Below are 14,479 nucleotides of genomic sequence, written 5' to 3'. Positions count from 1 at the left end.
ATGACGACAAAAGCGCAAATAGCAGTACCTGTAGCAACTATATGGACCAATCCGGATTCTGCACGTGATGTGGATACACCAGCCATATCTAATCCTGTTCACATCACAAAATGGTTAGACTCCTTAACCTATGATACGCGCTTAGCACTTTGTGATGAGAATCGTATACAGTCTCAAGCCTTATTCGGTCAAGAAGTATTCGTGGTGGAAGAGAGGAACGGATGGTCCAACGTCATCATTCCTGATCAACCTTCCTCAAAAGACGAGCTTGGATACCCCGGTTGGATCCCGACTATTCAGCTTTTACCAGGAGGCTTACCTCAAGCTGAAACATATGCCGTTGTGATAAGACCATTCGCGGACTTAATTAGCCGTAAGAATGAGGCTGAATTAGAAATCAGCTTTCAAACCGTTTTGCCAGTTGTGAAAGAGATTGATGATTTGATCGAAGTGGAGACTCCGTTAGGAAGACGATATGTAAGGCAGACGGATATCCTTATCTCCAAATCGAAAGTCAACGACCGAAAGGGAAGTGGACAGGACATTGTCATTTCTGGAGAATCATTTCTTGACCTACCATATTTATGGGGAGGGATGTCAAGCTACGGGTTTGATTGCTCAGGATTCAGCTACACGATGTGTAAAACCCAGGGCTACTTGATTCCCCGAGATGCAAATGATCAGGCAAAAAAAGGGGAAAACGTCCCTTTAGAACAATTGTTGCCTGGAGACCTCTTATTTTTTGCTTATGAGGAAGGAAAAGGCAGCATTCACCATGTGGCCATCTATTATGGAGACGGTAAGATGATACACTCACCAAACACTGGCAAAACGATTGAGATTCTGTCTTTGAAAGGAACATATTACGAAAAAGAGTTGTGTGCTGCCAGACGTTACTGGAAAGAAACGGAGGACTCACCATGACAGAACACAAGTTACTCGAAGTGAAAGAATTAAAAAAATACTTTCACCTGGAAAAAGGAAAGATATTGAAGGCAGTGGATGGTATTTCATTTGATATAAACAAAGGGGAAACCTTCGGATTAGTGGGTGAATCCGGTTGTGGAAAGTCCACGACCGGGCGTACCATTATAGGATTATATGATCGGACAGAAGGAGAAGTCCTGTATAACGGGAAAAACGTCCACGACCTAACGGAAAAGGAAAAGCTGTCTTTTTACCGGAATATGCAGATGATATTCCAAGATCCATATGCTTCTCTTAACCCCCGTTCTACGGTAAGGGAGATCATAGCTGAACCCATGGAAGCTCATAACTTATTCAAAGATAAAAAAGAAAAAATGGAACGCATTTATCAGCTTTTGGAGGATGTTGGACTTAATCGAGATCACGCCAATCGTTATCCCCACGAATTCAGCGGGGGCCAGCGTCAACGTATTGGTATTGCAAGGGCGCTTGCACTTAATCCTGACTTTATTATTGCGGATGAACCGATTTCTGCACTTGATGTATCTGTTCAGGCCCAAATTGTCAACTTATTAACGAAGCTGCAAAAAGAAAAGGGATTGACCTTTTTATTTATCGCACATGACCTTTCTATGGTCAAACATATCAGTAACCGCATCGGTGTGATGTATCTAGGTCATATTGTTGAATTAACCGAAAGTAAAGAGTTGTATAAAAAGCCCCTTCATCCATATACTCAAGCTTTGCTTTCAGCGATCCCGATTCCGGATCCCGATGTGGAGGATGCAAGGGAACGTATGATCATACAGGGGGAAATTCCAAGTCCCATCAATCCGCCCAGTGGTTGTGTGTTCAGAACGCGCTGTCCTGCAGCCATGGAAGCATGTGCCACCCATAAACCTAAATGGCAGGAAGTTGAGGAAAAGCACTTCGTGGCTTGTCACCTTTACGACAAGGAAATCGCAAGGGATCATGATGAAGTGGCAGTCACCAGGTAAAGGGAAGAAGGAGATTCATGAAGACTTTACTAGAACATAAAATACGGGAAGTAATGGATACTTGTGATGGAAGGGTCAGTGTTGCCATTGAACTTCCATCACACTCTATCCATATCGATAGCGACAGGTCGTATTCTGCTGCCAGCTTGATCAAACTTCCCATCTTACTCGAAGGTTTCCGCCAATCAGAGAAAGGGAAGGTCTCCCTTCATGAGAAGGTTTTAGTTCATAAAGAACAAAGAGTGGGAGGGGCTGGGGTACTGACGGGACTATCAGAAACCATTTCTCTTACAATAGAGGACCTCCTTATTCTTATGATAATCGTTTCGGATAACACTGCCTCAAATCTTCTTATAGATCGCCTGGGTTCAAATAAAATACAAGAATGTTGCAATTCTTTACATTTAAAGCATACCAAACTTCTTAGAAAACTGATGGATTTCAAAGCGATAGAGAAAGGCTTGGATAACTATACATCGGCCATCGATATTATCTCTTGCTTAAAGGCAATGGACAAAAGCCCGAGATTCAGACACTCCAGCCGCGAAAAAATGCTGAATATTCTACATCAACAGCAATTTGTTACCAAACTCCCTTCAAGGATGGACCGGAATGCAGTGTATGTAGCAAACAAGACAGGGGAACTACCCGGGGTCGAGCATGATTGCGCTATCGTAAAGCTCGGAAATAAAACAGCCTACATTGCCGTTTTAATTGATGAACTTGAAGAAAATCAATCAGGAAAGGAGACAATCGTACAGATCGGAAAACTAATATATGATCATCTGATCAAAGAGGGAATTTAAAAAAGATTTAAGGGCGACAAAGATAGGAACCGTACGCTAATGAAGATATGGATGATATGACTCCGTCAGTCTTGTTATTTCTAATTTTTTCACCAGCTGAAAGCATCACCTATAATGTTCATCCACATCCATTACTATATGAAGGGGGTACCATTATTACGTCTCCGTTACATCAACGTAACTATTCGTGGATGATACATGAGCTATATAAGTTCAAGAAAATGCAGAGGGTCAAAAGAGATCGAAGGATTAATTAAATCCTTCGTCTTGTTATTTGTATTATCGATTTGTTTCCCTGAACTTGACGTCAATCAGTTTTTCATTGTCTGTTTCAAACTCAATATCTACAAAAACTCCGAACTCTTTTCCACCTCGGTTTAACCAGAGCTTGAATTTCTCAGTCGAACGCTTTGTTCCACTTTCCTTTCCAATATGAAGATAGTCAACGATGGCTGCGTCGGGATATCTTTCTTTCGTTTTTCTCACAGCAAGACTTCCCCATTTTGCATAGGAAGGAATTTCCTGTTGCGCATGAAGAATCGCACTGTCACCGCCGGCAGCATTCACAGCAAAAATCATGCACCCTACAACTAAAAGAACTCTAATTATTTTCAATGCCATTACCCTCTTTTTACTCTGTAGGGTTGTCTTGTCTGACTGATATTATTCCTATTTCCCTTTAACAAAAAAGGAGATGTAATTTTTCTTTTAGTTAGAATATTCTTTACTTAATCCGCATAAAATCTTAAACTGTGGATGTGGGAAGAAAATCTTTCCAACATAATGAAAGGAGGCGGTGACGATGATGACAATCGTCGATGCAATTCAAAAAAATGATTATGAGGTTCTTTCCCTCAAAACTTAGCGCAGGAGGATATTATGAAAACAACGATGGAGCAAGTGAAGATCGTAGAGTATCGTGAAGATCTAGCAAAAGGAATCGCAAAAATGTGGAATGAAAGCCGTGAGAACTGGGGTGGTGATTCCACTGTCACGACAGAGCAGGATGTGAAGGACAAGGAAGCCAATTCCACAAATCTTCATTTATTTTTAGCAATGATTGGAGAAGAAGTTGCAGGTTACTGCGGTCTATCTGAATATCGTGAAGATGAAGGTGCTTTATACATTCCTTTATTAAATGTACATCCTAAATTTCAGGGGTTAAAAATCGGCAAAAAGCTCGTCAGAAAAGCGATCGAGAAGACGGTTGAATTACAATGGCCGAGACTCGATTTATTTACGTGGCCGGGAAATACAAAAGCCGTTCCACTTTATAAAAAATGCGGATTCTTCTGGGAGGACCGTGATGACACAGTCCACTTAATGAATTTTATCCCCATGGTGCTTCAAATCGACATGTTAAAATCATTTTTCAAGAAACATGACTGGTATGCAACCAGTCAGCGAGTAATTGAAATCCAACCGGATGGTTTAATAGATAATGACCATACGTATTATGAGTACAAGTGGGCAGCAGGTGAAGAGTTCGTCCGCATACAATTTGAGCGGACGGGACGAGGGATCCGTTTGATTGAAACCCAGGATTTTTTAGTTGAAATGAAAGCGCCCGAATTCAAACTTCTTGCAAACGAAGACCATTATGTACATTATCATTTGGAGAATCACAATAAGGAACCAATTGAGTTTTCTATAAAAGGTGTATCGTCTTCTGTTGCAACACATGATTTCGAAGAGACCATTCTGGTAAATCATAATTGTACGAAAGACTTCCCTGTAAGGGTTTCTATGCCAATCAATGAACCAAGTCCGTGGAAAACCCATCCCACAATTGGCGCTGATGTTGAAATCAATAAACAAGCTCTTTCTCTGAAAATAGGCGTCTTCCCTAAGCAGGCAGGTAAAATCAACCTGAGGTCAGTGAAGAAAAACTGGAAACCTCATAGTAATGGAACTGTCTATCTTGACCTTGAAAGTGAAGTAGACGAAACCACTCATTGGAGCATTAAGCTTCCTTCCAATAAAGTTTTAAATTGGGAAAAAACAGAAGTAAACGAGAAAATCGGGTGTAAAGGGAGAATTTCCATCCCGATTCCTGTTCAACTGTTGAAAAATGGATATTTATCAGAAGAAATCAGTGTATCCATCGAACGGGAGAACGGGATCAGATCTACCTTTACAACTATACTTAGATTGGCATTTCCAGGGTTTGGCGCTAAATTTGGTTGTGAAACAGATGAGCATTGGTTAGGGTATAACGGGCCACATTTTGTGGAAATCGAAAAAAGAAACCATTTTGTGAAAATTGGCTCCACAGCTTTTACTCGAGACCCTATTTCATTGTTCACTCCCAAATTTGGTAAACCTTACAGTGAAGAATTTTCTAAGAAAGAAGCTTCTTCCATTGAATTTATCGAATTGCCTGAGGCAATGATTATTAAAACCTCTCTGATATCAGAAGCTTTTGATTCGATCCTTCTCAACACGTATTTCAAGATTTATGGAGATGGATTAGTCGAAATCAAGCACGAGGTGGTGAATAAAGGGAAGGAAGATAAGAAGCAGCTTTCATTAATACAACCAGTGTTCACTAGTTTTGAAGGGATGGCGATCCCTCAAAACAATGGTGTCTTGATTGGCAATGAGTCCTTGAATCCATTTATGGAATATATCGATGACAAAGCTATTTCTGAGAATTGGATTTTTATCGGATCTGCAAAAGGCGATACGATTGGTTTAGGATGGCCAGAAGGTGCCACTGCACGAAAAGATGATTGGCGAATGGCTTTGGAATATGAAGTCGAACTGCTTCGATCCCACGAAGAGATCAGCTTAGGCCCGATCCAAGTAGGGGTCAATACGTCTAATCATTGGTCTAAGTGGCGTGAATTAGTCCTGGGGGATGAAGAATGCGAACTGAAAGAGCTGCCTCTTTATGCATTTGAAAAAGAAAAGGGGGATGTTGTTTCTTCCGTAAATGAAAAAGTGGAATATTCATTCAGATCCATGTTGACTCCTTATGTGCATGGAACATTAACCGTTCAAAATGAGAGTAGCACACTTGTGAAAAAAGTGCAGAAGGATGATTGTCTTACTCAATTTAGTGTACAACTAGAACACCATTCTCCTGGCATAAAGTGGATATCCAGTGAATTTATTTCAAAGAGTCAATTGGCAACGGTTGACTCCCTGCAATTTGTTCAAGGGGAAAATGATGTGAAGATTGAGCAAAAAGGAGACATTTGGTCTGTGGATAATGGTGCTATTTCATTCATGGCCTCTCCGGATTACTATCCGGGTATCTATTCCTTGAAGTTTAAGGGAAATGAAGCCCTTGATCATCAATATCCTACAGCCGGCCCACGTGCGTGGTGGAATCCATGGGGCGGTGGTATCGCATACTCTTTCGAGAATATCAGTGCATATTCCATGCTGAAAGAGGATACCACAATTAATGCAGTGACCAAAATGGATGATTACGGCCATCACTGGACCGGTATCTGTTTAACGACAGAGTTTAAGAAACACGATAAGATGAAAGGCATCACTCTACGACAATATGCATTAACGCTGTCGGAGGTACCCGTCCTTACCGTTTACGCAGAGATTCATCAGAATTCAGGACGTACTGTGGAAAAAGAATTACTGAATATGGATGCCTTCATTAAACATGGAGATACATTATGTTCGAGCTACGTATCAATTCCTACAGAAGGAATTGTTAATAAATACTATGCGGGATCGGAAGAGTTTGTTTTACGAGATTCGCCGTATGTTACGTTAGGGTCGGATGAACATGCTGAGACACTCACGTGCGTTCATCCTAAAAATAGAAAAATATCCGAAGCATACGTCAACCAGGATGCACTCCTCATAGCGTCAACAACCGAGTGGTCGGGGACAACTGGAGAAACCCTGAAGACAGAACCAACTATCCTCTTCTACGGAGAAGTTAAGGATATCCAAGGCATCAATTCATTACAAAACATCAAATTCAGATAACCCCACGGGAACCTTCCTGCGCTTTTAGGTAGGTTCCCTTTTTTCGTTAACAGGCGAGGGACGGACCTCTGAAATGTGTGGATTTTTCAGAAAAAACATTGGTTGTATAAGGATGGGGAAGCTGAAACGAGGCGATTTGGGAGGTCCGTCCCTCTACATTTTATCTTGGGAGTGACATGATTTTGAAACAAAGCGAACTTAGTAAGATTAATAGGGAAGGGTGGAATAATGGTGCCTATCAGGCATGGGTGAATCGCCATGGATTGCCGCAGGAATATGCCATTACACTTATAGAAGATCCTAAACGGAAAGTATCGGAATATATAAAGCATATGGGGGATATAAAAGGAAAGAAAATTGCAAATTTACTCGGATCAAAGGGAAATAAAGCTGTATCCTTTGCATTGTTGGGAGCAGAGGTAACTGTGGTTGATATTTCAAAAGAAAATAGAAAGTACGCATTGGAATTGGCAGAAAGTGCTGGTGTCAACATTCATTATATCGTTTCTGATTTATTGGAAATCCCTGTAGAAAAGGAGATAGAGGACTTTGATTTTGTCATACTAGAAGTGGGCGTCCTACACTATTTTGTGGAATTAGAACCTGTTTTTAAGGTTGTCAGAAACATTCTTAAGAGAGGCGGGACTTTGTTTTTGAGAGATTATCATCCGATGCTTTCTAAACTATTAAAGGTTGAAGATACGAAAATGGTGGCAGCAGGCGACTATTTTGATAATAGTGAAATCGAAGTAGACGTTGCTTTCAGGAAATTATTAGAGAACGAATCAGAACACCAATCAACTAAGAACAGGATTCGCAGGTGGACATTGGGTGAAATCATTACTGCGCTAGCCACCGTCGAACTGAGCATCATTCATTTGAAAGAAGAATCCGGAATAAGGTGGGCATTTCCACCAGATGCGCCAGAGGGGATAGAAAATAAGCTACCAGGATTATTCACGATCATTGCCAAGAAGAGATAATCGGAATTGAGCTATGAATAAAAAGAGGGACGGACCTCTAAACGTACAAACAATGATGAAATCACCATTTATAGAGGCCCGTCCCCAAAAAACGTTGTCCGCTATTTAATTTCTTTATTCTTATTCAGTTCGCTCTCTTCCAGTTTAATTTGTTCTTCATCGTCCATTAACCCACTAACTGCCTTTTTGAATTCTCTTAAGGATGTACCTGCCGCTTTTCCGAGTTCTGGAAGTCTTTTTGGTCCAAAGAATATAAGGGCAACAAACAATATAATCGCTATTTCACCGAATCCGAGATTCATATTATATTCCTCACTTTTTTCAAGTCATTTAACTTATTTCAGGTCGAATATTTCCACAATTTCCTGCCATTTAATCATCATATCCCAGGAGAATCGCGGAAAAGAAGAAACGAGACTATTACCGCTCATTTCTCCAGATATTAAGATCAAACCGATAAAGCATATAAGGAATAAAGAACAGAATACATAACAAACAATTGATTCCATACGGAATTCATTATCCTTCATTTTAGAACGCCTCCATTTTCTTAACATGCAAGACAAATAAACTCTTTTCCTAAAGAAGAAAAAAGTTTTCACTAATGATAAATGTAAGAATGAAGGTTCAGAGGTAATTTGAATAGGACCTGACCATTTCAAGAAAGCCCAATGAATCAGGACAAATCTCAAAGCAAAATGAACTCCGCATTAAAGACGTTACCTCGGAGTGCATCTCAGGGGGGATGGTGATTTTGTTAGGGGGAATACCATCTTGTTTATGAACAAGGGAAGGCACTGTGTCGAGAATCATTGGTTCATCAGTTATATACAGATGATCCGAAATAGTAGCCACTTTATCAAAATTTGTAGAAATTGATGGATGAGTTTGCTGCTGGAACGGAATGGTTACAAAGGTTATACACAATAGTAACATCAATACTAATCTCTCCATAGCCCTTCACCTCCCAAGATCATATAAAATTAATTATAGCTTTATTTCTTCCGGTGTCTACACGAGTGGTGAAATAATTTTGAGGGACGGACCTCAAAATAAGAAACTTAGAATACGACTTCTATCTTTTTAGAGGTCCGTCCCTCATAGTGGTGTTGGAGAAGGGGAAACATATTTTTTGGAGGGATGAATGATGGATGAGGGGTTTTATTATTTTTATGAACTGGGCAGAAATGGAGTTGATATTTGAAGGAAAGGCTGTATTACCTACCGATTCATCATGGTATGACTATTTTAAAAAAAGGTGAGCAATCTTTGCCCACCTTTTTACCTATCTCACTTTTAATATACTTTATCACCATTAAAGATTGAATTTTTCACCACAACATAATCTACCGTGCGGATGGATTCAAGTTTAGTGCCACCAGCATAAGAGATAGAGGATTGAAGATCTTGTTCCATTTCGATCAGGGTATGCTCTAATGAACCTTTATGTTCGACATACATTTTCTTGCCTTCAACGTTTTTCTTCTCACCCTTTTGAAATTCCGAGGCTGATCCAAAATATTCCTTGAATAGCTTTCCGTCTTTTTCAATTGTTTCTCCTGGAGATTCTTCGTGACCTGCAAATAGAGATCCAATCATCACCATAGTAGCTCCAAAGCGAATGGATTTTGCGACATCCCCATGAGTACGGATACCACCGTCGGCAATGATGGGCTTTGTTGCTGCTTTTGCACACCATCGTAGTGCGGCCAGCTGCCAACCGCCTGTACCAAAGCCTGTTTTTATTTTGGTAATACACACTTTACCTGGTCCGATTCCCACCTTCGTAGCATCCGCCCCGGCATGTTCCAATTCTCTTACCGCCTCAGGTGTACCTACGTTTCCAGCAATCACAAAGCTTTCAGGTATGTGTTTTTTTATGTGCTGGATCATACTGATGACGGCATTGGAATGTCCATGTGCGATGTCTATCGTGATGAATTCGGGAATCAGCTTTTCTTCGGCCAGCTGTAGAACGAAGTCATATTCTTCATCCTTAACACCTACAGATATAGAAGAAATTAATCCACGTGCCTTCATATCTTTTATAAAAGAAACACGTTTTTCTGGTTCAAAACGATGCATGATATAGAAATAGTCATTTTCAGCTAAATAGACAGCAATTTTTTCATCAATGATCGTCTGCATATTGGCAGGGACCACAGGCAATTTAAAGGTATGTCCACCCAAAGTTACAGTTGTATCACATTCAGTACGGCTGTTAACCACACATTTTGCAGGAATTAATTGAATATCTTCGTAATCAAATACATTTTCCATCATTACACCCCTAAACACGAATATTAAAGTTTGGTTATTTTGTAAACGTTCGTACATAAGGTAATTTACATCATTTTCTTTTCGATGTCAAAGAATTTTATTTAATTATGAAAGAAGAAACTGAATATCCGCCCATCAGATCATTAAGCGTTTACATCAGATCATTCTTTACGGAGAGTGTGTTACAGTATAAGGAAGTCGGTGTTTGAAAAAATCCGTATAATATGAAAGGTGGTTTACCTATGTACTGGGTAATCGCTCTATTTGATGATAAAACTGAAGAGCTGATTAAAGGAATTTGGAAAGAACTTACCATTAAAAAAATTTCTTTTTATGAAGAAGAAATTCACGATGCTCGTCCCCATATTACGATAGGGAGTTACACCCACTTAAACAAGGAAGCTTATATAGAAGCTTTAGATTCATATTATGAACATAAGAAATCTATTCATATCACATTGAACACAATAGGTTCCTTTCTAAACTTCGGAACTCTCTTCCTCTCCCCAACGGTTACTGGAGAACTCCTGAATTTGCACTCATCTCACCATGATTATTTTCAGTCTTTTAATGAATATGCCAATCCACTTTATCTTCCAGACAACTGGATACCCCATTGCACATTAGCCAATAAGCTCCCTCCGGAAAAATTGGCGGAAGGATTCGAATATTGCTTAAAGAGGGGAGACCTGATTGATGCAAGGATAACCCATATAGCCTTAATTGAATTAGTAGAAGATTCCAATAATGGTGTGGATGCACCCATCATCTTTAGTAAACCATTAAAAAATAGTTAAGTTCTATCATACCGAAACATAAAAAACCAGTGGTATTAATCAAAACACTGGTTAATTACTTGAATGATAAGTATATGTATATAGACCCTAAGGGAGTCTATATTACTTACAGCGTACCTTCCTCATAACAAAACCACTTTTAGGCAGTGAAGGAATCTTTCGAAGGCTATAGCTCATATCTTGCGTAGGCAGTTGATATTCAAGATGCTTACTCATAAATGCGAAGCTGGCTTTCATGACTTCAATGGTCGGCCATTCTCCTGGACAACGGTGACCATCATAATAATCTCCTCCGCCCTGTGGCACCAGGTCATAAATACTGCCTTTATATTCTTTGAAACGTTCCGGTTCGAAGTTGTCGGGGTTTTCCCAAATCCTCGGGTCATGATTCGTTCCATATAAATCAAGCAGTACCATTTGACCCTGCTTAAAATGGTACTGCTGCCATACGAAGTCATTCGTTGTAATAGCAGCCAGAAATGGGAAGAAGGGGTAGTAGCGACGCACTTCTTGAATGAAGCATCGTAAATGATCATCATTAGACATGATCTTTATGTTCCAATCAGGTTGTTTTTCAAGCGCGACCGCACCAAATACGAGATAGCGGGATATGGCCACAAGTGGGCGAATCACATTTAATAATTCGACTGCAGCCACATGTATATCAAGAAGGTCCCCGTTCAGGTCTTTGTGGAGTGCCATTTCGTAAAGAGCTGAGCCTTTTCTTGGTTCATGTTTCCCTTGCCTCACCGTTTGAATGATACTCCCAATCCATTGCTCTAATTTATTTCTTGCCCGTATACTTACAAGATACCTTGGGCCGACCTTCGAAGCTCCCTCAATTAAATGATTTAATTCTTTGGAGCATTTTGATACTTCCTTGTCTCCTAAAGGTAAGCCAGCCCACTCACACCCGACCCTTGTGAGTAATTCCAGGGCTTCATAAAAAAGGATGACTTTTTTCTTTTTCTCCCATTCAAGAGCAAAGGCTTTCCAATGCCTCGTCGTAATGTGGTGCAGGTCCTTTAGTCTTTCAGGTGTCATTAACGACATAAACAAACGTTTTCGATGTTCATGAGACCCACCATCCAACGTTTGAACCCCACCTTTTCCGAATAGTGTGTTTAGTATATGAGGCGGCATCGCTCCGTTCCTCTTCATCTTTTCATTATCATAGAAAAGTTTAACGCCTTCTTCCCCACTAAGAAGAGCCACCTTTTGACCAAGAATCTTAGTTTCATATACATCTAGATGGTGCATTTGTATACGTTTTTGAATAAACTCATAACCGTCCTTAAAGATAGACAACGTGCGGTCAATTCCCTTATCCCTCGGTACCTGAACTGCCATTTGTAATCACGCCCCTTTATAGTAAGTTATTTTATACATTCCCTCCTTTCTTATGAAAATAAACACTGGCTGAATTGGAATTTTTGTATGACAGAATCCCTTGAATGATAAGCAATTTGTAAAAGAATGAATATCCTCAATGAGTTCGCTATCATTCTTTTTTTCTGATATTTGGAGATTATTATTCAATTTTTTACGAATAGAGCTTGAACTTTACGTTAACGTAAATGATAAAATAGAAGTATCAAAATATTCTAACGAAGAGTTGATCACTATACCTTATACCATTTCGCATTTAGCAAAGGAATTCAATATAACCACACGTACAATCCGGTATTATGAAGAACTTCATCTTTTGCATCCAGAAAGAAGTGAATCAGGAAGGAGGGTATTTTCGAAGAGTGATATCACCAGATTAATATTGATCTTAAGGGGAAAACGGTTTGGTTTTACCTTAGAAGAAATCAAGGAAATGATTCAATTATTTGATCAGGATCGAAGTGGAAAGAAGCAATTAGAAAAAACAATCGAGTATGGAAATTTGCGAATAGAAGAACTGAGCTACTACATTCAAGAGCTTGAGGCCATGAGATCTGAAATGGAAGACTTAAGAGATGAATTCATCAAAAAACTAAAGGGAACAGGGGAGTAATGATGAAAAAAATTGAAAATTTTTATCTTGAAGACCCTCATCTCAAAGAAATCCTCGAACGCTATTTAGACGAAGATTTTTTTGCATGGTCCGATCAAGAATTGAATACTTTCGGAAAACTATGTGCAGGGGAAATCGATGAGAGAGCTGTGCACACGGATCGTGAAGGGCAGCCTAAGCTCATTAAATACAACCGGTTAGGAGAAGAAATCTCCCAAATTTGGGTGAATGAAGGCTACAAGAAAACAGTTGAACAAACCTACAATAAAGGGATAGTCGGGTATATTCATAAAAATATTCCTGAACTTGCCCGTAAAGGTAATTATGTATATTCCTACGCACAAGGATACCTTTTATCTCAAACTGAGCCCGGTTTCTATTGCCCTGTTACTCTCTCCATGGCGACAGCGCTCCTTCTTGAAAGGTATGCTTCTCATGAGGTAAAAGAAAAGTTCCTCCCTCATGTCCTTTCAACGGGAGAAACTGAATTATACGAGGGGGCGACCTTCTTAACCGAAAGACAGGGAGGTTCCGATGTAGGGGCAAACGACACAAAAGCTATCCAGAATGGTGATATGTACCAAATCTGGGGTGAAAAATATTTTGCCTCCAATTCAGGTATGTGCGGGGTGACGATGGTATTGGCTCGGATAGAAGGGGCTTTTACAGGAACAAAGGGCCTTAGCTTATTCGCTGTTCCATGGAGAAACGATGATGGTTCGCTTAACGGTATCCACATTCGCAGATTAAAAGATAAGTTAGGTGTTCGGGCTGTGCCTTCTGCAGAGGTAGAGTTCAAGGGAGCTGAAGCCTATCTTGTCGGTGAACAGGACCGGGGTATTTATTACATGATGGAAGCTCTTAACTTATCCCGGGTCTGTAATGCTATTGCGTCCATCGGCATCATGAGAAGGGCCTACCTGGAAGCTCGTAACTATGCCTTTTACCGAGAAGCATTTGGAAAACCGTTGACTCACTATCCGATGATCAAAGAGACCCTGACGCGACTGGCTGTCAAACAGGAAGTGGAAACAAGTGCAGTGTTTCAACTGGTCCATTTATTTGACCGGGTAGTATCCGATGATATTCCTACTACTGAAGAAGAATCTACTCTTAACCGATTGCTCATTGCGATTTTGAAAAAAGAGTCGGCTGAACAGGCCATTCATTTTTCTCACGAAGCCATCGAAATCCATGGTGGAAATGGATACATCGAGGATTTCGTTCTGCCCCGTTTACTCCGGGATGCACAGGTTTTGACGGTATGGGAGGGGACTGCCAATATTTTAGGGATCGAAGTTCTGAGATTAATCAATAAGCACAAGGCTCATGAGTACTTTCTATCTCAAATGAAAAGAGATCTTGCCCATTTACCCGATGAGCTTATCCCGTTAACTCTTCCAGTTACAAAGGGAATCGTAATTCTCGAACAACTATTAAAACTAGTAGTAAAAGGCAATCCTGATACACAAACGTATCATGCAAAGAGAATCGCAGAACTCATGGTCAATATTTTTGAAAGCGTGGTAGCCCTTAAGGATGCATATACCTTTAAAGGAGAAAGAAAGCGGATGATTGCTGAAGTATTTATTCAGGAAACATGGAAAGAAACGGAATGGATCGATGAAGAAATGAAATCCGTACAATATTTCGATGAAATAGTCGGGGTGAATGTGGAGGTGTAAATAAAAAGAAATCCCGGAAATCATATCTTATTGAGTCCCGG

The 14,479-nt window shown here is 40.1% G+C and carries 14 protein-coding genes; 8 read left to right on the top strand and 6 right to left on the bottom strand.

Annotated elements, in window-relative coordinates; all coding sequences use genetic code 11:
• The 3 genes from BAA9072_RS16575 to BAA9072_RS16565 are packed head-to-tail and all read left to right on the top strand — an operon-like array spanning nucleotide 1 to nucleotide 2,731.
• Entirely contained in the window at nucleotides 1–924 is a 924-nt protein-coding gene (locus BAA9072_RS16575) for a C40 family peptidase (protein WP_201715796.1), read from the top strand.
• Entirely contained in the window at nucleotides 921–1,925 is a 1,005-nt protein-coding gene (locus BAA9072_RS16570; protein WP_201715795.1) for an ABC transporter ATP-binding protein, read from the top strand. Before BAA9072_RS16575 ends, BAA9072_RS16570 begins: the two co-directional genes overlap by 4 nt.
• Before the next feature lie 17 nt (nucleotides 1,926–1,942).
• Nucleotides 1,943–2,731, top strand: a complete 789-nt coding sequence (locus BAA9072_RS16565) for a serine hydrolase (protein ID WP_201715794.1) — start codon at nucleotides 1,943–1,945, stop codon at nucleotides 2,729–2,731.
• 279 nt (nucleotides 2,732–3,010) lie between these two features.
• Here the strand turns inward: BAA9072_RS16565 and BAA9072_RS16560 are convergent, their stop codons facing one another.
• A complete protein-coding gene (locus BAA9072_RS16560) occupies nucleotides 3,011–3,352 on the bottom strand; it encodes a DUF3889 domain-containing protein (RefSeq protein WP_201715793.1) in 342 nt (113 codons plus the stop codon).
• Nucleotides 3,353–3,610: 258 nt separating this feature from the next.
• On the opposite strand from BAA9072_RS16560, the gene BAA9072_RS16555 reads away from it, so the two are divergent.
• Nucleotides 3,611–6,691 (top strand): GNAT family N-acetyltransferase, encoded by a 3,081-nt coding sequence (locus BAA9072_RS16555; protein WP_201715792.1) that lies wholly within the window; start codon nucleotides 3,611–3,613, stop codon nucleotides 6,689–6,691.
• A gap of 182 nt (nucleotides 6,692–6,873) precedes the next feature.
• Nucleotides 6,874–7,674, top strand: coding sequence for a class I SAM-dependent methyltransferase (locus BAA9072_RS16550; RefSeq protein WP_201715791.1), 801 nt, complete (start codon nucleotides 6,874–6,876; stop codon nucleotides 7,672–7,674).
• Nucleotides 7,675–7,775: 101 nt separating this feature from the next.
• Here the strand turns inward: BAA9072_RS16550 and BAA9072_RS16545 are convergent, their stop codons facing one another.
• The 4 genes from BAA9072_RS16545 to guaC all read right to left on the bottom strand — a co-directional run bounded on the left by BAA9072_RS16545 (nucleotide 7,776) and on the right by guaC (nucleotide 9,954).
• Complete coding sequence (locus BAA9072_RS16545; RefSeq protein ID WP_201715790.1) at nucleotides 7,776–7,976, bottom strand: twin-arginine translocase TatA/TatE family subunit; 201 nt, start codon at nucleotides 7,974–7,976, stop codon at nucleotides 7,776–7,778.
• A gap of 33 nt (nucleotides 7,977–8,009) precedes the next feature.
• The gene (locus BAA9072_RS16540; RefSeq protein ID WP_201715789.1) at nucleotides 8,010–8,204 is read right to left on the bottom strand and encodes a hypothetical protein; all 195 of its coding nucleotides are present in this window, start codon (nucleotides 8,202–8,204) and stop codon (nucleotides 8,010–8,012) included.
• A 97-nt stretch (nucleotides 8,205–8,301) separates the two neighbouring features.
• Entirely contained in the window at nucleotides 8,302–8,628 is a 327-nt protein-coding gene (locus BAA9072_RS16535) for a hypothetical protein (RefSeq protein WP_201715788.1), read from the bottom strand.
• A gap of 342 nt (nucleotides 8,629–8,970) precedes the next feature.
• A complete protein-coding gene (guaC, locus tag BAA9072_RS16530) occupies nucleotides 8,971–9,954 on the bottom strand; it encodes a GMP reductase (protein ID WP_201715855.1) in 984 nt (327 codons plus the stop codon).
• 242 nt (nucleotides 9,955–10,196) lie between these two features.
• Here guaC and BAA9072_RS16525 point away from each other — a divergent pair, with 242 nt between their 5' ends.
• Nucleotides 10,197–10,751 (top strand): 2'-5' RNA ligase family protein, encoded by a 555-nt coding sequence (locus tag BAA9072_RS16525; RefSeq protein WP_201715787.1) that lies wholly within the window; start codon nucleotides 10,197–10,199, stop codon nucleotides 10,749–10,751.
• A gap of 102 nt (nucleotides 10,752–10,853) precedes the next feature.
• Here the strand turns inward: BAA9072_RS16525 and BAA9072_RS16520 are convergent, their stop codons facing one another.
• Complete coding sequence (locus BAA9072_RS16520) at nucleotides 10,854–12,101, bottom strand: cytochrome P450 (RefSeq protein ID WP_201715786.1); 1,248 nt, start codon at nucleotides 12,099–12,101, stop codon at nucleotides 10,854–10,856.
• A 274-nt stretch (nucleotides 12,102–12,375) separates the two neighbouring features.
• Between BAA9072_RS16520 and BAA9072_RS16515 the strand changes: the two genes are divergently transcribed.
• Together BAA9072_RS16515 and BAA9072_RS16510 are read left to right on the top strand one after the other, a co-directional pair.
• Nucleotides 12,376–12,753 carry a MerR family transcriptional regulator gene (locus tag BAA9072_RS16515; protein ID WP_230980917.1) on the top strand — a complete coding sequence of 126 codons (378 nt, stop codon included), beginning with the start codon at nucleotides 12,376–12,378 and terminating at the stop codon, nucleotides 12,751–12,753.
• A gap of 2 nt (nucleotides 12,754–12,755) precedes the next feature.
• Nucleotides 12,756–14,438 (top strand): acyl-CoA dehydrogenase family protein, encoded by a 1,683-nt coding sequence (locus BAA9072_RS16510; RefSeq protein WP_201715854.1) that lies wholly within the window; start codon nucleotides 12,756–12,758, stop codon nucleotides 14,436–14,438.
• Nucleotides 14,439–14,479 lie beyond the last annotated feature (41 nt).

It is taken from the genome of Rossellomorea arthrocnemi (assembly GCF_904424705.1).
GTDB classification, from domain to species: Bacteria; Bacillota; Bacilli; order Bacillales; family Bacillaceae_B; genus Rossellomorea; species Rossellomorea arthrocnemi.
Note: the sequence above shows the minus strand (reverse complement) of the source record. Positions and strands in the feature narration are given on the sequence as shown.

Coding starts and splice junctions, on each gene's coding strand:
- BAA9072_RS16575 (WP_201715796.1), top strand. CDS start 1: ATGACGACAAAAGCGCAAATAGCAGTACCTGTAGCAACTATATGGACC.
- BAA9072_RS16510 (WP_201715854.1), top strand. CDS start 12,756: ATGAAAAAAATTGAAAATTTTTATCTTGAAGACCCTCATCTCAAAGAA.
- BAA9072_RS16525 (WP_201715787.1), top strand. CDS start 10,197: ATGTACTGGGTAATCGCTCTATTTGATGATAAAACTGAAGAGCTGATT.
- guaC (WP_201715855.1), bottom strand. CDS start 9,954: ATGGAAAATGTATTTGATTACGAAGATATTCAATTAATTCCTGCAAAA.
- BAA9072_RS16545 (WP_201715790.1), bottom strand. CDS start 7,976: ATGAATCTCGGATTCGGTGAAATAGCGATTATATTGTTTGTTGCCCTT.
- BAA9072_RS16520 (WP_201715786.1), bottom strand. CDS start 12,101: ATGGCAGTTCAGGTACCGAGGGATAAGGGAATTGACCGCACGTTGTCT.
- BAA9072_RS16560 (WP_201715793.1), bottom strand. CDS start 3,352: ATGGCATTGAAAATAATTAGAGTTCTTTTAGTTGTAGGGTGCATGATT.
- BAA9072_RS16565 (WP_201715794.1), top strand. CDS start 1,943: ATGAAGACTTTACTAGAACATAAAATACGGGAAGTAATGGATACTTGT.
- BAA9072_RS16535 (WP_201715788.1), bottom strand. CDS start 8,628: ATGGAGAGATTAGTATTGATGTTACTATTGTGTATAACCTTTGTAACC.
- BAA9072_RS16570 (WP_201715795.1), top strand. CDS start 921: ATGACAGAACACAAGTTACTCGAAGTGAAAGAATTAAAAAAATACTTT.
- BAA9072_RS16540 (WP_201715789.1), bottom strand. CDS start 8,204: ATGAAGGATAATGAATTCCGTATGGAATCAATTGTTTGTTATGTATTC.
- BAA9072_RS16555 (WP_201715792.1), top strand. CDS start 3,611: ATGAAAACAACGATGGAGCAAGTGAAGATCGTAGAGTATCGTGAAGAT.